This window comes from Streptomyces sp. NPDC021356, from assembly GCF_040641015.1.
In the GTDB taxonomy this organism is placed as follows: Bacteria; Actinomycetota; Actinomycetes; order Streptomycetales; family Streptomycetaceae; genus Streptomyces.
Genome location: NZ_JBFACU010000032.1, coordinates 57,982 through 79,444 on the forward strand (window position 1 = coordinate 57,982; position 21,463 = coordinate 79,444).

The window sequence follows — 21,463 nt, forward strand, 5'->3', positions numbered from 1 at the left end:
GAGGCCCGACCCGGGGAGGCGTGGTGCACGCAGCCACACGTGTTCGACGGGCGGCCGTACAGCCCTCTGGCGGCGGCCCGGGACGACCCGCGGAGCAGCACTCGGTCCTCCTCACTCCCCGCCGGGTGCGCCTGCGCGGCCGGCTCGCCGATGAGGCCGTTGGGCAGAATGGGGGCGGCGGTTGACAGACGGTGAGGCGGGAGACGGGTATGGCGGCGACGGCGGTCCTGTGACACTGCGCGGGATCGCGGAAAGGCTGGGACTGCACGTATCGACGGTCTCCCGAGTCCTCAACGGGCCTACCGGCGAACAGGGCCGCGCGGCATCGGGCGAGACGGCGCGACGGATCCGGGAGCTGGCCGAGGAACTCGGCTATCGGCCCAACCCGCACGCCACGAGCCTGCGCACGCGGCGCAGCAATCTGATCGGAGTGCTCTTCCCCCGGCTGTCGGAGATCGTGGTGGCCACCATCTACGAGGGGGTGGAGGAGGAGGCGGCCCTGCGGGGCCTGTCCGCTTTCGTCACCAATACCCATGACGACCCCGCCACGCAACGCCGGCGCATCGGGATGGTGCTGGAACGCCGGGTGGACGGCCTCATCATCGGCGACGCGCACCCGGACGGCTCCGCGCTGGCCGATCCGGCCCTGGACGGCACGTCCTTCGTGCTGGTCGCCGCCGCTGACCGAGCAGGCGCGGGCCCTCGTCGCGGAACACACCGCCCTGCCGGCGACGCGGCACTTCCGGACGCTCGCCTACACCCGGACTCCCGACCTCGAAGCCACCGCACGGGAGCGTCGCAGGGCGGAACGGGCAACCGATCCTGGCTGCCCACCCTGACCGCTCCGCGCGTGGCCGCGTCCGTCGCCACGCCGGTCCGAGTACGGCCGCGTGGGTGCCCTCGGGGTGGTGCTCCGTCGGCGCGCGGGAGCGTGGTCCGCATGGCCTGTCTGTTCTGTCAGCACGGAAGACGTGCACGTTTCACCGCACCGCAGGTCGAGGCGGCGGAGGAACCCGCGTCGTTCCGAGGTGTCCCCGGCGCTGCGCCGTCCGGGGGACGCCTCGGCATCAGCCTGTGCGCTCGGTGGTAGGCCTGGCCGGTGTCCGGACGCGTCAGCGTGGGTCCCCGGTCACTCAGCCGACGATCAGGAGCGCAGAATGCCCTCAGTCCCCGCGTCCCGGCCCTCCCACAGCCACCGGCGCCTCCGTCTGCGGGAACGCTGGCACAGGGCGCTGTACGACCACACCGTGCCCACCCAGCGCTCGCTCATGGCGGCCTGGCTCGGCTTCGGCTGCACCTTCGGCGCGGCACGGCTGATCACCCACGGCATCCGGGGCGGCTGGCTGCCCTGGGGGAACGTCTCCGCCGGCCAGACGCACCTGCACCACTACAACTTCGGTATCGCCACACTCGCGGGCGTCGGGCTGGTGGCTGTCCGCGGCGACCAGCCCTACGTCGGCCACCCTGGGATCGGCGCCCTGTACGGCGCGGGTTCGGCACTGGTCGCCGACGAGTTCGCCCTGCTGCTCGATCTCAAGGACGTGTACTGGGCCAAACAGGGACGCGTGAGCGTGGACGTCTCCCTGGGCATCCTGAGCGCACTGGGCCTCTACCTGACCGCCGTGCCGTTCTGGCACGAGATCACCAAGGCCACCCGAGATCACCTCCGCGAGCGCCCCGCCGCTGCGGCCTGACGCGGACGACCGACCCAGAAGGGAAGTCGCAACCCGCGACGACGTCACGCCTGCGGAGCGCGCGGGGCGGCGGTCTCCAGTTCGGCGACGCTGCCCGACATGATCGTCCGCACATGCTCGGTGATGTGCTCCGCGGGCCAGTCCCACCAGGCCACCGCCAGCAACCGGGCGACGTCCCGGGCCTCGTAGCGGGTGCGGATGAGGCGGGCCGGGTTGCCGCCGACGATGCCGTAGTCGGGTACGTCGGCGGTGACCACGGCGCCGGCGCCGATGATCGCGCCGTGTCCGATCCGTACGCCCGGCATGACCGTCGCACCGTGACCGAACCAGACGTCGTTGCCGACGACGGTGTCCCCTCGGCTCGGCAGGCCGGTGAGCAGGTCGAAGTGTGCGGCCCAGGAGCCGCCCATGGTGGGGAAGGGGAAGGTCGAGGGGCCGTCCATCCGGTGGTTGGCGCCGTTCATGAGGAACTTCACGCCCGTGCCCAGCGCGCAGAACTTGCCGATGACCAGCTTCTCCGGCCCGTAATGGTAAAGAACGTTGCGGGTCTCGAACGCGGTGGCGTCCTCCGGGTCGTCGTAGTAGGAGTACTCCCCGACCTCGATCAGCGGTGACTTCACCAACGGCTTGAGCAGCACCACCCGGGGCTGCTCGGGCATCGGGTGGAGGAGGGTCGGGTCCGCGGGCGCAGGCATGGGATGAATTCCTCGTCGGTGGCGGGTGATCGGGGCCCGTCCATGATCGCGCCGCCGGTGGCTTCAGGACACCCATTTACCAGGGCCCGCGACACAGGGCGGTTCCGGGCAGATATACTTCGGAGCACGATATATGCTCGTCGCATGACACGACAGAAGCCGTCCCTGACGGAGCCGCAGTACTTCATCCTCGCTGCGCTCATGGACGGACCCTTGCACGGTTACGGCATCATCAAGGCTGCCGAGCAGGCCACGGGCGGGCGGCTCCGGATCGCCGTCGGCACGCTCTACGGCGCGCTGGAGCGGTTGGAGCGCGCCGGGATGGTGACCGCCGGCGACGAGGAGATCGTGGACGGACGGGCGCGGCGGTACTACCGGCTCACGACGGACGGCGCCGAGGCGCTCGGCCGGGAGGCGCTGCGGATGCAGCAGGCGGCGGCGCTCGTCATCGGGCGCACGCCGGACGCCGGGGCGGCCCCGGCATGAACCGTCTGCTGCTCGCGGTCTTCCCCGAGCCCTACCGTTCCCGGCACGGCGAGGAGTTGCTGGCCTGCCTGTCCGAGGCGTATCCCGGCCGCTCCTGGCCCCCGCCGAAGGAGGCCGCCGCCTTGGTCCGCGCCGGAGTGCAGACCCGGGCCCGGGCCGTCGCCGACGACCCGGCCCGGCCCTGGTGGCTGGACGGCATTCAGCTGAGCGCCCTCGTCCTCGCCGCGCTGGCGCTGGTTCCGTACCTGCAAGACGTCTGGCACTGGGCGCTGCACATCGATCCCGGTCGGCGCGCCATCGCCTTCCACTTCTCCGGCTGGTATCCCTGGGCGCAGGGCCCGCACACGCAGACGCGGCTGCTGCCCTACGGGCTGCTTCCGCTGGTCTGCCTCATCGCCCTGCTGCGCGGCAGGCCGTGGATCGCGCTGCCGGCCGCGGCCGCCATGATCTACGCCGGTTCCACGTACACCAGCACGACCCTCTTCGGTGACGAGGGCAGGGCGGGCCTGGGCTACTACGGGCTGGGCGCTCCGCTCACAGCTCATGACCTGGTGCTGTCCGGCGTGCTGTGCACCGCGTGTGCCGTGCTGGCGGCATGCCGTCCCGGCCGGCTGCGGCGCCACTCGTACCGGTGGCTGGTCCCCCTCGTGCTCGCCATGTTCATGGCCGGAAGCCTGGACATCGTCTCGACCAGTCCGACCTTCCAGCGCGGCCTGTTCGGCCTCGAAGTCGTCGCGCTGTTCGCCGCGTGGGTGGCGACGGCCGCCACGGGCGACCACCGGTGGCTGATCCCCGTCGCCGCCTTCGCGTTCATCCGCACGCAGGCGATCGTGGCCCACCCGGACGGCTTCCTGCGGTCCCTGCCGGACCTGGTCGTCCTGTTCCTCCTGGTCGCCCCCCTCCCGGCCCTGGCGATCACCGCCCAGCACCGGCAGAACCGGGCGCTCCCCGGATAGGAGCGGGTGACCGGCGGACCGACCGGACCCGCCGGCCCACCGCCTGCCCTGGACGGCGGGCCACCGCACCGTTCCCCACGAACACCACGAACACCACGAAGACAGCGAAGACAGCGAAGACAGCGAGAAGACGATGACACGGCAAGACCGCTCGTCCCTGCCCACGCGCCCGGATCCCGGCAAGCTCCTGGGAACTACGGTCGAACCCAGCCACGCGCGGACGGTACGACCGCTGGTCCCGGCTCTGCTGTGCCTGCTGGGGTTCCTGGCGGTCTACCTGATCGCCGTCTGCACCCCGTTCGGGCAACGGGCGGAGAACTCCCTGATCTTCGAGAACGCCAGCGCGAAACCGGCGTGGGCCTACGCCTGGTCGGGGGTGGCCTACGGCTCGTCGGCCATGCCGCCCCTGGACCGGACCGCCATGCCCACCGTGTTCGTGGGCCTCGTGGTCATAGCGGCTGTCACCGTGGTGCGCAGGTGCTGGTGGCACGGCTTGGCGGCGGCCGGGATCGTCGTCGCCACGCTCGGCAGCAAGGTGCTGACCAGGGGCCTGCCCCGCCCCGACCTGGTGGGCGCCCGGGACTCCCTCCTCGAAGCCAGCTTCCCCAGCGGACACACGGCCATCCCCGCCGGGCTGGCCCTCGGCGCCGTCCTCGTCAGTTGCCCCCGCTCCCGTCCCTACGTCACCGCGGCCGGCATGCTCTGGCTCACCGTCACCGCGGCCGCCGTCCAGGCCACCTACCAGCATCGGCCCAGCGACGTACTGGGCGCCACACTGCTGGCCTGCGCCTGCTACGGCCTCGCGACCCGGTTGCTGCCACCGGCCGGCGCCCCAGGCGTCACGCGGCACCCTCGTGCGCTGCCCGCGGCCGCCCTGGCCCTGTCAGCGGCCGGGGCCCTCGTCGCCGGCGCGCGCGACGACTCCGTCACGCAATCACTGGTCTTCGCGGCCTCTGCCTTCCTGTGCTCGGTGCTGTTCTGGTTCACCACAGCGCAGCGGCCGGAGCGCATCCCGCGCCGCGCAGAGGGCTGACCACCCGGCCGACACCTGACGGCGTCGCCCCAGATCGCAGGCCGCCCACGAGCCGGACGGCGCGGTCCGTCCGGCCCGTGCCGTGTCTCGACCGACCCTGGTCGGGACGCGCTCGGGTTCTGCGCGCCGTGTACGGCGCGTGACCCCGCCTCCGCCGGAGGCCCCGGCTCACGCGGTGGAGAGGTGGTACCGGTGACTGCCGGCGACGCCTCACGCGCCTCCGCGTACGCTCTGGTGATCGCCTTTCGCAGCGCATGAGACTGACAGCCGTGGTTCAAGGAACACCACGGTGGACCCAGTGGAAAGGGAACAACTCCTATGCGCCGTGTCAGTTCGATCGCCATCGCCGCACTCGCCTTCGCAGCAGCCCTCGGCACAGCCCCCGCCGCCTCCGCTGCCGCTTCGGCCCCGGCCGCTCCGGAAGTAGCTGCCGCCGCCGCGGCCTTCCACTGCGACCCGGGGCACTTCTGCATCTACAGCGGCTGGGACGGTGGCGGCAGCCGCTGCCAGTGGACGGCGGAGAAGGTCGCGAACACCGCCGACCAGTGCTCCTTCATCCGCAACGGCAAGAAGGTGCTGTCCCTGTGGAACGGCACCGGCCACCGCGTTCAGTACTACACCCAGACCAACTACCATGCGCGCGTCGGCTCGACAGCCGCCGGCCACGGGGGCAACCTCCAGGGCAGCTACCAGATCCGCTCCTTCAAGAAGCAGTAGCAGGCCCGGAAGCGAGGAGCCGGCCGCAGGACCGTGAGCCCGGCAGACGGGTGGCGATCACGACGGCGACCGCGGGTGCGCGAGGCCATCAACCGCGACCGAGCCGGGATCTGCGGCCGACTGCGCGAAAGACGCCGTGGCGCGGGCAAAGGCTTCCGGATTGTCCAGCATGATGTCGTGACCGCAGTCCGGGATCGGCACCGCCTTCGCCCCCGCCTCGGTGAGCGCCTGGGCGCCCGGGAGCGGACCGTCGGCCTCGGGCACCAGGCAGGTGCCCGGAATCTCCAAGTCCAGCGGGAGTTCACGCATGGTGGGCACGGTGCCGCGGGTGAGGTGGACGGCGCTGCGGTGCAGGGCCTCGCGGCCGGCCGACGGCACCGCCGCCCGCACACCCGCCACGGCTACGGACAGGCCGACGCGAGGAGTGGCTCCGCCGGCGCGGGCAGTGCTCAGGCTCCGGACGCGCCGCCCGTGCACCAATGCGCATACAGTCTCAGAATGGACAAAACGTCCGGCGAACCTGCGGAGGCTCGGTGATGCGCGACAGCGCCGAGGACGATGAAGGTCACCCCGAGGAGCACGGCGTGCGCGACGGTGAACCCGAAGCCGGCGAGGGCGACGGCGAGTACGCCCGGTCCGGGGCGTACGACGACGAGGAGCCGGAGCATGAGGACCCGGAGGACCCGGAGGACCCGGAGTATGAGGAGGACCGGCTGGACGGTTACCCCGAACAGCCCGCCCTCCCCGGGGAGGGCCGTTCTGCCGACGCCGAGCCCGACGTGTACCTCGATGTCCCGCTGCTCAAGGTCGACGAGATCGACCTGGACGTCGAGGACCTGCGGGCCCACGTCTCCCTCCAGGCCGAGGTGCTGGACCTCCTGAAGCTGAACGTCGGCGCCGACGTCGCACTGGGCCGGGTACACCTGGGCATCTCGGGAGTGGAGGCCCAGGCCCGGCTCGAAGTGCGTCTTGACAACGTGGCGGTGATCATCAACCGGGTCCTCACCACGCTCGACCGCAATCCGCAGATCCTGGAGGACCTGACCCGAGGGGTCGGTTCGGCCGTGCAGGACGTCGGAGGCGGGGCGCGGCAGGCCCTCGGTGAGCTGGGCGCGGGCACGGGGCGAGCGGTCGGCGACATCGGCCGGGGAGCCGGCGCCGCCGTGCGGGACGTGGGGCGCGGTGCGGGCGAGGGGGTACGGGACGTGGGACGCGGGGCCGGCCGAGGGGTCGAGGGTGCGGGCCGCGGGGCCGGACAGGCGGTGGAGGGCGTGGGCCGCGGGGCCGGCACGGCGGTGGGGGATGTCGGGCGGGGCGCCGGGGGTGCCGTCGGTGATGTGGGGCGTGGCGCGGGACGCACCGTGGAGGACCCCGCGGGCGCGGTGAGCGGGGTCGTCGCCGACACCGGCGAGGCGGCCGGTGACGTCCCCGCGAGCGCGGCCGGGCAAGCCGCGCGTGCAGGCGGCGACATGACGGAGGGTACGGCGGGCCGAGGCGCCGGAGCCGTGGAGGACGTACCGGAGGCCACCGACGTGTCGGACGACGCGGATGTCACCGAGGTCGCGGACGTACCGGATGTGCCGGATCCGGCGGCCGGTACCGTCCGCCGGGCCGCGCCGCCCCGGCGGAGCGGGGCGCAAGGGCCCGACGACGAGCACCGTGACCCGGCCGTCCGAGGTCACGGCGGCACGCGGGGACGCCGAGTGCGCGGCGAGGACGGGAAGCTGCCGCCCCGGTCCCGTCGCCGCCGCGCGGCCGGCGAGGCTGACGAGCCGCCATGAACGGCCTGCGGTCCGGCTCCGGACGACGCCATCCGGCACGCGGCGGAGCCGCACCCGGCCTCCGGCACGCACCCGGACATCGCGTTCTGGGTCACCGTCCGTTCCGGCCGTCTCCGTTTCGAGGAGGACCCGCTGACAGACGTCCGCTTCCCCGGCACCGGGAAGCGGACGTCGATGTCCCGCAGCGAGCGCACGAACCTCCCCGACGTGGTCGTCGCCGGTGAGGAGTACCGCGACACCACGGTCACCTACCGCCTCGCGACCCGGCTCACCGGGCGACCGGAGGACGGCCGGGACGGCGAGGGCCACAGGAACGCGCAGACGGGTGCGGCGCGTCCCGATCCGCCCTGATCGCCGGCAGGCGGGGCGTGCTCATCGTCTGCCGGCGACCTGACGGCCGGGCCCTACTTCAGGTGGCGGGCGAAGAACCGGGCCGCGGGGTCCCCCTCGAACTGCGGGACGCCGGTGTGCCCGCCCATGTTGGCGTGCAGCGTCTTCTCCTTGGAGCCGAAGGCGTCGAACAGGTCCAGGGCCGCCTGCCGGTCGTTGCCTTCGTCGTCCCACTGCAGCAGGACGTGCAGCGGGATGGTGACCTGGCGGGCCTCCTCCAACAGGGCGGCGGGCACTAGACTCCCGGCGAACAGGACGGCGGCCGCGATGCGCGGCTCGACCGCCGCGAGCCGGATGCCGATGGAGATCACACCCCCCGAGTACCCGACCGGGCCGTCGATCTCGGGCAGCGACAGGAGGGCGTCCAGGGCGGCCTGCCATTCCGGGACCGACTTCTCGACCAGCGGGAGGACGAGGGCGTCGATGATCTCGTCATCGACCGGCTCGCCGGCCTCCATCACCCGGCGCAGGTCGGCGCGGGCCTGCTCGACGGCGGCCCAACGGGGCCGGTCACCGCTCCCGGGGAGTTCGATGGTGGCCGCGGCGAAACCGTCCGCTGCGACGTGCCGGGCCCGTCCCACCAGCCGGGGGTACATCCTGCGCAGCCCGAGCGAAGGGTGTCCGAGGAGGATCAGCGGCGCCGGTGCGGATGCGGAAGCGGACGCGGGAGTCCACAGGATGCCGGGGATCTCGCCGAGGGTGAATTCGCGTTCGAGGACGGCGTCGTCGAGACGCTGTTCAGAAGTGAAGTGCACAGTCGTGCCTTTCGGGAGTGCTCGTGAACGGCGCTCCCGGACGACCTATCGCCCGACCGTGACCCCGGAGGGGAGCACCCATGTCGATACGTTCACGGGTACCACCTCCTCGCTCTCCAGCACGGCCTCCGGAAACCTAGCAGTGGCCGCGGTGATCCGCCAAACGGTTATTTGCGCGGGCTCCGTGGCCGGATGCCGAGGAGCCGGACACCGCAGAGCTGCTTGCGCCGCAGCGGATCGTCGAGTGGAATTCGACGGTCCGCAACCCCGAGCGGTCTTCGACGCGTTCACCGAGTCCGCCGGCACCGCGCTCGCCGGTTACGAACGCGGCCGAGGCGACCACCACATGGACTTGATGCTGCCGTGGGTCAGTCCCCTGTACGAGGCCAACCGCGAACTCCTGGACGCCGGTCACTGGAAGCACGGCCTGCGGGCGGACAGGAGGACCATCGACGCCTTCCCGCGCTACGCGTTCGAGCAGGTCACCGACCGCCGGTACGCCTGCGAGGACCTGTTCCCCGACGAACTCCTCGACACGTGAGCACCTCGGCACACCCGTACGGCGTACGAGGGAGGCGCGGGCGCAGTGAAGGCCGCCAGGACCGGCTGATGCCGCGTGTCAGGCCGACGGCCTGCTCGCGCTCGGCAACGGCCAGGAATGGATCGCGCACCAGCTTTCCCCGAACGCCCACGTGCAGCCGCGTGACGTCCTGTGGCGCTGCAAGGGGGACGTGCCCTGCTGATCCGCCGCAGCGTGCGGCCGCGGACCAGGTGCGGGCAGTGAGCCGTGCTCCCCGTCATGGCAACCGTCCCACGCCCTCGCGAAGACGGCTCACGGCAAAAGGCCTCCACCAGGGCCGCGTTGAAGGCGGCCGTCCCGCTCCGTCCCCCCTCCCCCGCGCCGGGCTCGCGGTCGCCCTTCGGCGTCGCCGTGCTCCCAGCGCCTCCGTCAAATGGGGGGTGAGACACGGCGGTCGGCCGACCGCTGGGTCGCCCGCCTCGCGATCGGCCGCCTTCGGGAGTCCTTCCTACCCCTTGACGCCCTGGCGGAACAGCTCCCACACTAGCGACCAAATCGATTTGGCCCCTCGGTTTGGCTGCCGTCCACGGCTGAATCGCGGCCTGTGCCGGAGCGAGCCGACAGGAGCTCGAACGTGTCCAGATTCCGCAGCGCCCCCTCCCGGGGCGCGTCAACCGCACCCGCCTCCCCCTCCCCCGGGCCCCATCCCGTGGACCAGCGCCGCCCACTGAGCAGGATCGTGCTGTTCGGCGTGCAGCACGTCCTCGTCATGGCCGCCACCCCCATCTCGGCGATCTTCCTGATGAGCGCCACCCTCCGCCTCGATGGCCACCTCACCGTCGACCTGCTCTCCGCGGCCTTCGTGCTCTCCGGGATCGGCTCGCTGATCCAGTCCCTCGGACCCTGGAAGTTCGGGCCCAGGCTGCCGTTCGTCATGCTGCCCGGCGGCGCGCCCCTGGTCCTCTTCCTCGCCATCGCCCAGCAGCACGGTCTGCCCACCGCCGCCGGAGCCGTACTCCTCACGGCGGTCTTCACCTTCCTCGTGCTGCCCGTCTTCGCACGTCTGCTCAGGTTCTTCCCGCCCCTGGTCATCGGCACGATGATCGTCATCGTCGGCGTCAACCTGGTCAAGGTCGGAGCCCAACTGGTCACCGGCCCGTCCGGCGCCCCGGGTTTCGCCTCGCCCGTCCGGCTGGGCCTCGCCTTCGCCACGATCGGCTTCACCGTCGCCTTCTACTGGCTGTTCACCGGCGTACTGCGCCAACTCGCCGTGATGCTCGGCCTGCTCGCCGGCACCCTGCTCGCCCTCGCCCTCGGCCAGGTGGATCTCGGCCGGGCCGCGGGGGGAGGACTGCTGAGCCTGCCGCAGCCGCTGCCCTTCGGCGCGCCCGTGTTCGACCTGCTCGCCGCGCTGCCGCTGATGCTCTACAGCCTGGCGTCCATGGCGGAGGCCACCGGCCAGACCGTCATCAACGCCGAGGCCGTCGGCAAGGAGATCGACCCACGGCGCGAGGTGCCCCGCACCGTCCGTGGCGACGCCGCCACCTCGCTGCTCGGCGGCCTCTTCGGACTGCCCCTGATGGTGACCAGCGGGGAGAACATCGGCATCGTGCGCATCACCGGCGTACGCAGCCGCTTCGTGACCGCCGCGGCGGGGGCGGTGCTCGTCGTCCTCGGTTTCCTCGCCCCGGTCACCCGGGCGATCGGCGCGGTGCCGTCCCCCGTCGTCGGCGGCACCGCTCTCGTGGTCTTCGCCGTGGTCACCGTGCTCGGCATGCAGATGCTCTCGCGGGCCGACCTCGAACGGCATTCGCACACGATCGTCTGCGCGGTGGCCCTCGCGGTCGGCCTGCTGCCGATCCTCGTACCGGACATCTACCGCGGCTTCCCCTCCGGCGTGCGCATCCTGCTGGGCAGCGGCGTCGCCGTCGGCGCCTTCGCCGCGGCCCTGCTCAACGTGCTCTTCCACCACGTACGCCCGCGCCTGACGCGCACCGCGGCCGCGGCCCCCACCGCCGAACAGCCCGAACCCGGGCCGGCCCGAGCATTCTGACGGCCCGTCAACGCCGCTTGTCCGCGACCGTCAAGTCTGCGGCCGCCTCCCGGCACACCCCGCCGCCGCCCACAACTCCGCACGACCGCACGACCCCACCCACCAGGCCGCACCGATGGCCGTACCGAAAGGGAACCATGAACCACCTGACCCCGGACCAGCTCGGCGCCGAGGCGCTGCTGCTGGTTCCGGACGTGACCTTCACCCCCGACGGGCCCCGGGACCAGGACGCGGTGGTGGTGCGCCACGGCGCCTTCCACGACGTCGGGCCTCTCGAGCGACTGGCCCGCGCCCATCCGGACCTGACCCCGGTGCCGCTGCCGGGGCAGGCCCTGATGCCGGGCTTCGTGGACGTCCACCACCACCTGACCCAGAGCTTCGGGGCCGCGCTGGCCTTCGGCGAACCGTCGGAGATCTTCCGCCGGGTGTGGGTACCACTGGAAGGCGCGCTCGACGAGGAGTCGGCGTACGTGGCGGCCAAGCTCGCCGCGCTGGAATCGCTGCGCGGCGGTTTCACCACCGTGGCCGACGCCGGCACCCGCGCCACCGTCGACGTCGAGGTGGTGGCGGCAGCCGCCCGCGACGCCGGACTGCGCTGCGTCCTCGGGCTCGTCTGCAACGACCTCGGCCCCGCCGAGGAGGCCGCCGGGAACGACACGGACACGGTCCTGGCCCGCGCCGAGAAGCACCTCGCCCGCTACGCGGGCGACCCCCTCATCCACCCCTCGCTCGCCGTCTCGGTGCCCGAGGCGGCCACCGCGCGCACCCTGCACAACACCGCCGGACTCGCGGCGGAGGCGTCCGCCGTGGTCCAGATCCATGTCAACGAGCACCTCGCGGGCGTCGAGCGCGTCCTCGTCCAGCACGGAATGCGCCCCCTGGAGTACCTGCACCACACGGGCGCGCTCGGGCCGCAACTGCTCGCCGCGCACGCCACTCTGCTCACCCCCGCGGAGATCACCCTGCTCGCGGACACCGGCGCGGCGGCCGGCTACAACCCGGTCGCCAGCGCCTGGAAGGGCAACGCCGTCGCACCCGCGACCAGTTGGGCCGAGCGCGGGATCCGCTTCGGGCTCGGCACGGACGGCACCCGCGGTGACGGGTTCCGGCTGCTCGACGCCGCCGAGTTCGCGCAGCGCCTCGCCTACGGCCTGACCTGCGGCGACTCCTCGTGCGGCGCGGGATGGACCTGGCTGGAGCACGCCACGGCGGGCGGCGCCGACGCGGTCGGCCTCGGCGCCGTCACCGGCCGCGTCGCTCCCGGCCACGCGGCCGACTTCCTGCTGGTGGACCTGACGAACCCGGAGATGCACCCCTCGTGGGACCTGCCCTGGGAACTCGTACGGCGTGGCAATCGCGACCAGATCACCGCGGTTTTCGTGGCCGGCCGGCTGAGACTGTGGCAGGGCCGGCCCACCGAGTTCGACGGTGCCGCCCTGGTGCGCCGGGCCGCCGAACTCGGCGCCGAGGTGGTGGCCCGCGCGCCCGTCACGCGAGTGCACCCCACGTCCGCGGCCGCCCGGATGCGGAGTGCGGCGCGATGAACGGCGAGACGCTCACGATCCTGTCCCTGGTGGTGGCCGTCGCCGCCTTCGTGCAGGGCACCAGCGGTCTCGGCTTCGCGCTGATCGTCGCCCCCGTCGCAGGCCTGCTGGCACCCTCGCTGCTCCCGGTCTTCGTCCTGACGGCGATGATCCCGCTCAACCTGTACGTGGCATGGCGCGAGCGGCACAGCCTCGACCTGCGCGGAGCCCGCTGGATCACAGCGGCCCGGCTGCTGGCCACGCCCGGGGGGCTGCTGCTGCTGTGGGCGATCCCCGTCGGCAGCCTGGGCCTGGTGGTAGGGGTGTCGACGGTGCTCGCGGCGCTGGTCAGCCTGGCCGCCCCGGCGTTCACACCGGGGCGCGGGGCCTACCTCGGAGCCGGCATGATCACGGGTCTCACGGAGACGGCGACCGGTGTCGGCGGGCCACCGCTCGCCCTCGTCTACCAGCACCGGCCGCCCGGCGAACTGCGCTCGACGGTGGCCGTGTGCTTCCTCGTCGGCGAAGTCGCCTCCCTCGCCCTGCTGTTCGCCACCGGCCAGGGGCACCCGGCGCAGCTCGGCTGGGCCCTGCTGTCCCTGCCCGCGCTGATCGCCGGAGCGTGGCTGAGCCGGCTGGTGCACCAGCGGATCGACGCGACACGGATGCGGCTGTTCGTGCTGGCGTTCGCCCTGGTCTCCGGGGTGGTGCTCATGCTGGGTCCCTGACCGGCCGGTGCTGTGGGCGAGGGCCGACTCCCGCCGCGGGGCCGGCCGGCGGGGCGGTGGGCCGCTCGCCCGGGTCAGGGTCGCCGGGGCCGGCGCAGCGACGACGCGCGGACGACGACCCGGGGCTCACCGGTGTCCTCGGCCGCGGGCCGCTGCGCGCCCTCGCCCACGGGGCTGGTTCGGGCGTCGCCGGCTGCCGCGCCCGCCACGCCCATCCGGGCCAGCAGCAGCACCACGGCGTCCGCGGTGGCGCGGTCCAGGTGCAGGTCCACGGCGGTGAGCGGCGGATCGCAGGTACGGGCGCGCAGACCGTCGTAGCGGGTCACCACCATGACGTCCTCGGGTATGCGGCGGCCGGACTCGCGGATCGCGCGGACCGCGCCGACGGCGAATGCGTCCACCAGGACGCAGACGGCGTCGGTGGAAGGGTGCTCGGCGAGCAGCCCGGCACACTGTTCGTACCCCGCCTGCTCGCCGCCCTCCTCCGGCGCGGTCACGACGACCGGCTCCCAGCCGTGGGCGGCGGCGGCCCGTTCGTAGGCGGCCAGGGCGTCGACGGTGGAGTGCCGGGTGCCGGCCCCGACGAAGAGAGCGGGGTGCCGGGCGCCCTGCTCCCGCAGGTGGTCCAGGAGCAGCTCGGCGACGCGTCCACCGTGCAGGTCGACGTGGGGGGCGTCGTCCTGCGGGTCCGTGGGCCGGCCGAGGGTGACGTAGGGCAGTTGCCGCTCGCGCAGCTGCGCGACGGCCGGGTCCTGCGCCTCGGGCTCGACCACGATCGCCCCGTCGATGTCGACCGAGTACAGGGCGGAACCCGACCGGGCGGGCGGCAGCAGTACGAGTGCGTAGCCGTGGACGAGGGCGCACTCGGCGGCAGCGGCGGCGACCTCCATGTAGAAGCCGAGACGGGACGGGCCTCCCGCCACCGCGAACGGCATGGAGGAGGCCAGGGCGATCGCCTGGGACCGGCCCCGGCGCAGCCGCTGGGCGCGCAGGTTGGGGCGGTAGCCGAGGTCCGCGGCCACCTTCTTGATGCGCTCGCGGGTGCGCGGATCGACCTTGCCGATCCCGTTGAGGGCGTGCGAGACAGTCGTCCGCGACACGCCGGCGGCCTGGGCCACATCGGCGATGGTCGGCGGCCGGGGGCCGGAACGGGAGGTAGGCATGACGGTATCTTGACCGACCCGGCGGGCGGATCTCCAGCCCCGGCCGCCGGCCGAACGGACCGTACGCGCCGCCCTCTGCCCCGATCGGGAGGACGTCGTCCCCTGTCACCCGGCCGCCGCCCGGGAGGCGTCGTTGGCGCAACGGAAGCCGAGGTTGCCGGAGGAGGACTCCGGGGTGTTGGAGGAACGGGCCGCGACCCGGTAGCGGTTGCAGTAGGACTCGTGGCACAGGTAGGAGCCGCCGCGCATGACGCGTACGGTCCCGGTGTCCGGGCCGTGTGGGTCGTCCACGGGTGCCTGGGCGTAGTAGGAGGGCGAGAACCAGTCGGAGCACCATTCCCACACGTTGCCGGCGGTGTTCCACAGGCCGAAGCCGTTGGGGCGGTAGGACTTGACGGGTGCGGTGGTCAGGTGGCCGTCCTCCGCCGTGTTGGTGTGGGGGAAGCGTCCCTGCCAGATGTTGCAGCGCCACCGGCCGTCCGGGGTCAGCTCGTCGCCCCAGGCGTAGCGGCGGCCGGCCAGGCCGCCGCGTGCGGCGTACTCCCACTCCGCCTCGGTGGGCAGGCGCTTGCCGGCCCACTGCGCGTAGGCGGTCGCGTCGTTCCAGGAGACGTGGACCACGGGGTGGTTCTGGCGGCCGGTGATGTCGGAGCGGGCCCCCTCGGGGAGGCGCCAGTGGGCGCCCCGGACGTTGATCCACCAGGGGGCTCCGGCTGCGTTGCCGAGGACGTCGGCCGAGGGGGCGGCGACCGCGAGGTGGAAGACCGCCGAGGAGCCGTGGCGTTCGGCGTCGGTGACGTGGCCGGTGGCCTTGACGAAGGTGGCGAACTGGGCGTTGGTGACAGTGGTCTCGTCGATGTGGAAGGACTGCAGACGTACCGTGTGGACGGGTGTCTCGCCGTCGGCCGGGTAGCCCTCGTCGAAGGCGTCGCCCATCGCGAAGTCGCCGCCCGGCAGGCGGACCTGTCCGCGGGTCGAGCGCCTGCGGGTGGCGGGGCCCGGCGCCGGCGGGGCGGCCGGAGGAGAGACGGCGACGGCGCCCGGGGTGCAGCAGGGGTGGTGCTCGCTGGTCATGGTCGAAGTCCTCGCTTGCGGGGCCGGTGTCCGGGGCAGGGGGCGCCCGCGGGGCGGGGCGCCGGGCCGCGGGCCGGACTGCTCGGGCCGGGGGGTGCCGAGGCCGGTCCGGTCGGCGGGGTGGGGGCGCGGGCACCGCGGGCATCGCCGAGGCGCGCGGGAGGCGCGCGCCGAGCGGGGCCCGCGCGTGCCGGCCGGCTTGGCTACTTACGGTAGGTGGACTCGTCGAGGCCGCTCAGGGTCGGGTCGTGTGCCACCTCGCCGACGTCGTACATGGACGTCATCCAGTGGTAGAAGTTGTCGCCGCGTTCCCGCAGGACGTCGTACAGGCGGCGCATCATCCGCGAGCGGACCTCCGCCTGTTCGGGGTGGTCGTAGACGTTCAGCAGCTCGTCCGGGTCGGCCCGCAGGTCGTAGAGCTCGTTGACCGAGTCGGGGTTGACCACGAGTTTGTACCGGTCCTCGCGCAGCATGCGCTGCGGGTACGGGAAGTGGTGGCCGTGGAACTCGCAGACGATGTCCTCCTCCCACTCCACCGTCTCGCCGCGGACCAGCGGCAGCAGGCTGCGCGAGTCGACGGCGGGCTTCGGGTCGATGCCCGCCAGTTCGAGGATGGTCGCGGTGCAGTCGAGCAGGCTGACGAACTCGGTCCGCACGGTGCCGCCCGGGGCGCCGGGGACGCGGAGCAGGCCGGGTGTGCGGTAGATGTCCTCGTACATGGCGGGGCCCTTGTCGTGCAGCCGGTGGGCGCCGGTGAACTCACCGTGGTCGCAGGTGAAGAACACGGCGGTGTCGTCCACCAGCCTGAGCCGCTGCATCGCGTCCATGACCCGGCCGATCTGTCTGTCGATCAACGCCACGTAGCCCCAGTAGACGGCGATCAGCTTGCGGGTCGTCTCGACGGGCATGGTGTCGAAGGTCCAGTGCGCGCTGTAGTTGCGCTGGACCGGGGGTTTGCCGTGGAAGGTCTCCGCGACGGAACGCGGCAGTTCCACGTCGGCCGGGTCGACCAGGTCGAAGTACTCGTCGGGGAGGATGTAGGGCAGGTGGGGTCCGAAGAAGTGCAGGGCGAGGAAGAACGGTTGCTCGCGCTCGCGGTGGTCGGCCGCGTACCGTTCGAGCTGCTCGATGGCCCGGGTGGCCAGGTAGTGCTCGAAGGTGGCCTCGACCGGCTGGTGCAGCCGGGCGGCGAGGAGGTTCCCGGGGCCGCCGTTGGGCAGGGTGCCGCGGATGCGGTCGCTGATCTCGTAGGGCGGCAGGCGGTGTTCGGCGAGGTGGGCGAGGTAGTCAGGGTGGTCCACCGGGTTGTGCCAGCCGGGTAGCTCGGGACCGTCGAAGCCGTAGTCGGCCGCCGTGCGCCGGGTGCCCGCGTGCCACTTGCCGATGAGGCCGCAGTTGTAGCCGTGCTCGCGCAGGGCCCGGGAGAAGGTGAACCGGTCCTCGGCGAGGTCTTCCAGGTAGCCGACGTTGCGCTCGTGGTTGGCGAGCAGTTTGTGCCGGAAGGGCGCCTGGCCGGTCAGCAGGCTGGCCCGGGCCGGGGTGCAGATCGCGGTGGGCGTGTACCAGCGGTCGAAACGGGTTCCGGTGGCGGCGAGTTCGTCGAGGACGGGGGTGTGTGCCAGCGGGTTGCCGTAGGCGCCGAGGGTGTCCACCCGGTGCTGGTCGGTCATGAGGAAGAGGATGTTCTTCCCGCGCGCGGCGGACGTGCCGGGCGCGCTCACTTGCCCGCTCCGGTGAAGAGGGCGCCGGTGTAGTACGTCTCCGGGTCGACCGGGTGCTGGAGTTTGCCCGCCTGGACGAAGTAGTCGTTCATGCCCTTCAGCCATTTGTCGACGGTGCCGTTCTCGGTGAGCGTGTCCAGCTCGCCGACGGTCAGCAGCTTGTTGTTGGCGGCGTCCGCCTTCACCTGCCCCTCGGGGATGCCGAGTTTCGCGGCGGTGAGCTTGACGGCCTCGCCGGTGTGCGCGGCGCGGAACGCGATCGCGTCCCGCAGCACGGCGAGGACCTTCTTCACCTTCGCCGGCTGCTTGGCGACGAGGTCGTCGGCGGCGACGAAGGCGGTCGGGAAGGAGACCTCGTCGGCGAAGTCGGAGTTCTTCGCCAGTTCGGTCATGCCCGGCACCTGCTTCCTGATGGTCGCGGCTGCGGGGTACCAGAACCCGGCGGCGTCGACCTTCTTCGAGGAGAACGCCGAGACGATGGTCGACGGGTCCATCGGTACGGTCTTGACGTCGCTCCTCTTCATCCCCGCCCGCTGCAGGGCGAGGGTGAGGATCATGTCGCCGGAGGTGCCCTCGGGTACGGCTACGGTCTTGCCCTTGAGCTGCCGCATCGAGGTGATGCCGGGCTGCGCGATGACGCGGTCGGAGTTGCCGAGGGTGTTGATCGCGACGACCTTGGCCTTGCCGGAGGCCGGCAGCCACATCGCGCCGGGACCGATGTAGCCGAGGTCGAGGTTGCCGGTGCCCAGGGCCTGGATCTGCAACGGGCCGTTGGTGAAGACCTTGCTCTCGGCGGTGAGGCCGTGCTTGGCCCACAGCCCCTCGGCATCGGCGACGGCGATCAGGCTGGTGCCGTTGAAGTCGCCGATGTAGCCGATGCGCACCTTCTCACCGCCTTTGCCGGAGGAGGAGTCGGCGCCACAGGCGGTCAGCAGGGAGGCGGCGGCCAGGGCCGCGACCGTAGCGGTGAAACCTCTGCGGGAGGTCGTGAGCGGCATGGAGGGGGACGTCCTTCCGGTCAGACCGTCGTCGACGGCCGGGGGGCGGCCGCAGGGCCGTCCTGGTGGTAGACGGAGTGCCACACGCGGTTGCGCAGGGCGGCGAACTCCGGGCTGAGGCGGAAACGCTCGTCGCGCGCGGCGCTCCAGTCGACGTCGATGACGTCGTACAGGCGCCCCGGCCGGGCGGCCATCACGATCACGCGGTTCGCCAGGAAGACGGCCTCGTCGACGTCGTGCGTGATGAAAAGGACGGTTCGCTTGTCCTTGCTCCAGGTCTCCAGGAGTTGCTCCTGGAGCTTGACCCGGGTGAGCGCGTCGAGCGCGCCGAACGGTTCGTCCATCAGCAGGATCGAGGGGTCGACGGCGTAGGCGCGGGCGATGGCGCAGCGCTGACGCATGCCGCCGGAGAGCGTCTTCGGGAGCGCGTCGGCGAACTGTTCGAGCCCCACCAGGGCGATGAAGTGCTCGGCGCGCCTGCGGCGTTCGGCCTTGGGTACGCCTGCGGTCCGCAGGCCGAACTCGACGTTCTGCCGGACGGTGAGCCAGGGGAAGAGGGCGTACTGCTGGAAGATCACACCGCGCTCGGGTCCCGGCCCGGACACCGGTACGCCGTCGACCAGGGCCCGGCCCGCGGTCGGCTCCTCCAGTCCGGCGAGGATGTTCAGCAGGGTGCTCTTGCCGCAGCCCGAGGGGCCGACGACGGTGACGAACTCGTTGTCCGCGATGTCGAGCGAGAGGTCGTCGAGAGCGGTGAACGTGTCACGTCCCAGGGCGAAGGTCTTGGTGACGCCTTGGACGGATATCTTGGCGGCGGTGGTGGTCATCGGCGTTCCTGCCATCCGGTGAGCTTGCGTTCGGCGAGGAGGAGGATGCGGTCCATGAGCAGGCCGAGGATCCCGATCGAGATGAGGCCGACGAAGATCGTCGGCAGGTCGTAGTAGAGCTCGGCGTTCTGCATCCGGTAGCCGAGGCCCTCCTGGGCCGCCACGAGTTCGGCGGCGACCAGGGTCGCCCACGCCGAGCCGAGGCCCACTCGCATGCCGACGAGGATGAACGGCGTGGAGGCGGGCACCACGACGCGGGCGAAGATGACCAGGTCCCGGGCACCGAGCACCCGGGCGGCGCTGATCAGCGTGCGGTCGACGTCGACCACGCCCTGGAACGTCGAGATGACGCACGCGAGGAACGCGGCCAGGAAGATGACGAAGATCTTCGGTGTCTCGTCGATCCCCAGGACGACGATGGCCAGCGGGATGATCGCCAGGGGCGGGATGGTCCGGAAGAACTGGATCCACGGCTCGATCAGGCTGCGCAGCACGCCGTACCAGCCCATGAGGAAGCCGACCGGGACGGCCACGGCCGTGCCGAGCGCGAAGCCGATGAGCACGCGGGTCAGGCTCGCGACCGCGTCCTTGCCGAGCGTCCCGTTGCCGATCAGCGTCCCGGCCCGCGCGACGACCTCCGGCGGTGCCGGCACCTTGAAGCCCGCGGACGCCAGGGCCCACCAGAGCACGATGCCCAGCGCGACGGACACCGCGTTGAGGAGGAGGGACAGCCCGCGCCGGCCCGAGCGTGAACGCCGGGGTGCGGTCGTGGGGCCGTCCAGGGTGGCGGGGGCGGGAGGTGTGCCGGGCGTCTCCTCGGGTCCGGGGTCTCGCCGGCCGGCGCCCTGCTTGTCAAGGACGGACATGGGCGGCTCCTTCAGTGGTGGAGTCGGGTGCGTGGGAGGCGCCCTTCACCTCGGTGGTCTGCGGATATCTCGACAGGAGAGGGGAGCTGTGGAAGACCGCCGCGAGAGCGCCGATGGCGCCGTCGTCGTCCGACAGCCGCGCCGCCTCGACGACGGGACCGGCCGACGTGATCGGGAACAGCTCGCCCGCGAGGGTGTTGGCGACCTGTTCCACGATGACGGGTGCCAGCCGGGTGATCTCGCCGCCGATGACGACCTTCGCCGGGTTGAGGGTCATCGTCGCCGCTCCGACGACGCGTCCCAGCGCCGCGGCCGCCTCCCGCAGCACCCGGTCGGCGACGGGGTGCGCGCCGGCCACGGCCGCCGTCAGGTCCTGGAGGTTCTCCAGGCGGAGGCCGAACTCCCAGCAGGTGGCGAGGATGCCGGGGACCGAGGCGACGGTCTCCAGGCAGCCGCGTTTGCCGCACCGGCACGGCCTGCCCGCCGGCTCGACGGTGACGTGCCCCAGTTCGCCGGCCAGTCCGGCCGAGCCGGTGACCAGTTGGCCGCCGACGACGAGCCCGCCGCCGACACCGTCGGACAGGCGGACGTACACCAGGTCGGCGACGCTGTCGGCTCCGCTGATCGCCTCGGCGAGGGCGGCCAGGCGGGTGTTGTTGTCGACGATCACCGGAGCGTCGAAGCGCTCGGCGAAGGCCACGTCGACGCCTTCCGGGGCCGGGCGGAGCACCGTCGTCCCCGAGGCCGCGCGGGGCCAGGCGGTCCCGTCAGGTGCCGGATACGGGCCCGGCACGCCGATTCCGATGCCCTGGAGCGCCCCGAAATGGACGCCCGCCCTCTCGGTCAACCGGTCGACCAACGCGAGTGCCAGCTCGGTGCGCGCCTGCCAGGACGCCGTGTCGTCGTAGCGGACGGAGCCCGAGGCCATGATCTCGTGCGAGGCGTCGGCGATGACCACGTGTACGCGCCGGTGGCCGAAGTCGACGCCGATGAACTGCGCCGACGCCGGGTCGAGCGCCAGCCGCTCGGCCGGTCGTCCGCTGCCCTCGCGCCTGGAGGCATCGGTGTCCACGACGACGATGGCGCCTCGCTGGAGGAGACTGCCGGTGATCTCGGAGAGGGTGGTGCGGGACAGGCCGACGATCCGGGCGATCTCGCCGCGGCTCATGGCGCCGTTCTCCTGTAGGGCACGCATCACGCGTTCCTCATGGGTGCGCCTGACCAGTGCGTGCACTCCGGTGGGCATCTGCATGCCGGTCAAGGTAGGGAGGCCGGAAAATTCCGTCAACACTCCGACAGAAAAAAGGGATGACGCTTCCTCCACGCACCCGGCAGCCGCGCAGGGGTCACCGCCGTCCGGCGGGAGCGCCATACACGGGGCGCGGACGGCTCGGCCCTGGCCGGCCGCGGGCGCACCTCCCCGTTATCCGATCGTGACCTGGGCGCGGGCGGATGGTCGACTTCTCGCCAGAGCTGCGCAAAC

Annotated in this window: 21 protein-coding genes and 1 pseudogene; 12 read left to right on the forward strand and 10 right to left on the reverse strand. The window is 72.4% G+C overall.

What is annotated here, in order from left to right:
• Positions 1 to 229: 229 nt before the first annotated feature.
• A complete protein-coding gene (locus AB0G56_RS32580) occupies positions 230 to 1,090 on the forward strand; it encodes a LacI family DNA-binding transcriptional regulator (protein ID WP_360976601.1) in 861 nt (286 codons plus the stop codon).
• 67 nt (positions 1,091 to 1,157) lie between these two features.
• Positions 1,158 to 1,694: a hypothetical protein gene (locus tag AB0G56_RS32585; protein WP_360976604.1), complete on the forward strand. Its 537-nt coding sequence runs from the start codon at positions 1,158 to 1,160 to the stop codon at positions 1,692 to 1,694.
• 44 nt (positions 1,695 to 1,738) lie between these two features.
• On the opposite strand, the gene AB0G56_RS32590 is transcribed toward AB0G56_RS32585, so the two are convergent.
• Positions 1,739 to 2,389 carry a CatB-related O-acetyltransferase gene (locus tag AB0G56_RS32590; protein WP_360976607.1) on the reverse strand — a complete coding sequence of 217 codons (651 nt, stop codon included), beginning with the start codon at positions 2,387 to 2,389 and terminating at the stop codon, positions 1,739 to 1,741.
• 144 nt (positions 2,390 to 2,533) lie between these two features.
• Between AB0G56_RS32590 and AB0G56_RS32595 the strand changes: the two genes are divergently transcribed.
• The 4 genes from AB0G56_RS32595 to AB0G56_RS32610 all read left to right on the forward strand — a co-directional run bounded on the left by AB0G56_RS32595 (position 2,534) and on the right by AB0G56_RS32610 (position 5,581).
• Complete coding sequence (locus AB0G56_RS32595) at positions 2,534 to 2,875, forward strand: PadR family transcriptional regulator (RefSeq protein ID WP_360976610.1); 342 nt, start codon at positions 2,534 to 2,536, stop codon at positions 2,873 to 2,875.
• Positions 2,872 to 3,831: a hypothetical protein gene (locus AB0G56_RS32600; RefSeq protein ID WP_360976613.1), complete on the forward strand. Its 960-nt coding sequence runs from the start codon at positions 2,872 to 2,874 to the stop codon at positions 3,829 to 3,831. Before AB0G56_RS32595 ends, AB0G56_RS32600 begins: the two co-directional genes overlap by 4 nt.
• A gap of 133 nt (positions 3,832 to 3,964) precedes the next feature.
• Positions 3,965 to 4,864, forward strand: a complete 900-nt coding sequence (locus AB0G56_RS32605; protein WP_360976616.1) for a phosphatase PAP2 family protein — start codon at positions 3,965 to 3,967, stop codon at positions 4,862 to 4,864.
• A gap of 318 nt (positions 4,865 to 5,182) precedes the next feature.
• Positions 5,183 to 5,581, forward strand: a complete 399-nt coding sequence (locus AB0G56_RS32610; protein ID WP_360976619.1) for a peptidase inhibitor family I36 protein — start codon at positions 5,183 to 5,185, stop codon at positions 5,579 to 5,581.
• Between the two features lie 57 nt (positions 5,582 to 5,638).
• Here AB0G56_RS32610 and AB0G56_RS32615 read toward each other — a convergent pair.
• Positions 5,639 to 5,950, reverse strand: a pseudogene (locus AB0G56_RS32615) (alpha/beta hydrolase); the annotation flags it as partial.
• 167 nt (positions 5,951 to 6,117) lie between these two features.
• Here AB0G56_RS32615 and AB0G56_RS32620 point away from each other — a divergent pair.
• Positions 6,118 to 7,362, forward strand: coding sequence for a hypothetical protein (locus AB0G56_RS32620; RefSeq protein ID WP_360976622.1), 1,245 nt, complete (start codon positions 6,118 to 6,120; stop codon positions 7,360 to 7,362).
• A gap of 174 nt (positions 7,363 to 7,536) precedes the next feature.
• A complete protein-coding gene (locus AB0G56_RS32625; protein WP_360976625.1) occupies positions 7,537 to 7,713 on the forward strand; it encodes a hypothetical protein in 177 nt (58 codons plus the stop codon).
• A gap of 53 nt (positions 7,714 to 7,766) precedes the next feature.
• Here the strand turns inward: AB0G56_RS32625 and AB0G56_RS32630 are convergent, their stop codons facing one another.
• Positions 7,767 to 8,507 carry an alpha/beta hydrolase gene (locus tag AB0G56_RS32630; RefSeq protein WP_360976628.1) on the reverse strand — a complete coding sequence of 247 codons (741 nt, stop codon included), beginning with the start codon at positions 8,505 to 8,507 and terminating at the stop codon, positions 7,767 to 7,769.
• Positions 8,508 to 8,751: 244 nt separating this feature from the next.
• Between AB0G56_RS32630 and AB0G56_RS32635 the strand changes: the two genes are divergently transcribed.
• From AB0G56_RS32635 to AB0G56_RS32650, 4 genes are all read left to right on the forward strand, one after another.
• The gene (locus tag AB0G56_RS32635) at positions 8,752 to 9,048 is read left to right on the forward strand and encodes a hypothetical protein (RefSeq protein ID WP_360976631.1); all 297 of its coding nucleotides are present in this window, start codon (positions 8,752 to 8,754) and stop codon (positions 9,046 to 9,048) included.
• A 613-nt stretch (positions 9,049 to 9,661) separates the two neighbouring features.
• Complete coding sequence (locus AB0G56_RS32640; RefSeq protein WP_360976634.1) at positions 9,662 to 11,080, forward strand: solute carrier family 23 protein; 1,419 nt, start codon at positions 9,662 to 9,664, stop codon at positions 11,078 to 11,080.
• A 137-nt stretch (positions 11,081 to 11,217) separates the two neighbouring features.
• Entirely contained in the window at positions 11,218 to 12,624 is a 1,407-nt protein-coding gene (locus AB0G56_RS32645; protein WP_360976637.1) for an amidohydrolase family protein, read from the forward strand.
• Positions 12,621 to 13,331: a sulfite exporter TauE/SafE family protein gene (locus AB0G56_RS32650; RefSeq protein WP_360976640.1), complete on the forward strand. Its 711-nt coding sequence runs from the start codon at positions 12,621 to 12,623 to the stop codon at positions 13,329 to 13,331. The genes AB0G56_RS32645 and AB0G56_RS32650 overlap by 4 nt, the downstream gene beginning before the upstream one ends.
• Positions 13,332 to 13,405: 74 nt before the next feature.
• On the opposite strand, the gene AB0G56_RS32655 is transcribed toward AB0G56_RS32650, so the two are convergent.
• The 7 genes from AB0G56_RS32655 to AB0G56_RS32685 form a co-directional block, all read right to left on the reverse strand.
• Positions 13,406 to 14,494, reverse strand: a complete 1,089-nt coding sequence (locus tag AB0G56_RS32655; RefSeq protein ID WP_360976643.1) for a LacI family DNA-binding transcriptional regulator — start codon at positions 14,492 to 14,494, stop codon at positions 13,406 to 13,408.
• 105 nt (positions 14,495 to 14,599) lie between these two features.
• Positions 14,600 to 15,568: a formylglycine-generating enzyme family protein gene (locus AB0G56_RS32660; protein ID WP_360976646.1), complete on the reverse strand. Its 969-nt coding sequence runs from the start codon at positions 15,566 to 15,568 to the stop codon at positions 14,600 to 14,602.
• A 203-nt stretch (positions 15,569 to 15,771) separates the two neighbouring features.
• Positions 15,772 to 17,289 (reverse strand): sulfatase-like hydrolase/transferase, encoded by a 1,518-nt coding sequence (locus AB0G56_RS32665; RefSeq protein WP_360976649.1) that lies wholly within the window; start codon positions 17,287 to 17,289, stop codon positions 15,772 to 15,774.
• Positions 17,286 to 18,287: an aliphatic sulfonate ABC transporter substrate-binding protein gene (locus AB0G56_RS32670; RefSeq protein ID WP_360976652.1), complete on the reverse strand. Its 1,002-nt coding sequence runs from the start codon at positions 18,285 to 18,287 to the stop codon at positions 17,286 to 17,288. Before AB0G56_RS32670 ends, AB0G56_RS32665 begins: the two co-directional genes overlap by 4 nt.
• Before the next feature lie 20 nt (positions 18,288 to 18,307).
• Positions 18,308 to 19,114, reverse strand: a complete 807-nt coding sequence (locus tag AB0G56_RS32675) for an ABC transporter ATP-binding protein (protein ID WP_360976655.1) — start codon at positions 19,112 to 19,114, stop codon at positions 18,308 to 18,310.
• Positions 19,111 to 19,980: an ABC transporter permease gene (locus tag AB0G56_RS32680; protein ID WP_360976658.1), complete on the reverse strand. Its 870-nt coding sequence runs from the start codon at positions 19,978 to 19,980 to the stop codon at positions 19,111 to 19,113. Before AB0G56_RS32680 ends, AB0G56_RS32675 begins: the two co-directional genes overlap by 4 nt.
• The gene (locus tag AB0G56_RS32685; RefSeq protein WP_360976661.1) at positions 19,967 to 21,232 is read right to left on the reverse strand and encodes an ROK family transcriptional regulator; all 1,266 of its coding nucleotides are present in this window, start codon (positions 21,230 to 21,232) and stop codon (positions 19,967 to 19,969) included. The genes AB0G56_RS32680 and AB0G56_RS32685 overlap by 14 nt, the downstream gene beginning before the upstream one ends.
• Positions 21,233 to 21,463: the final 231 nt, after the last annotated feature.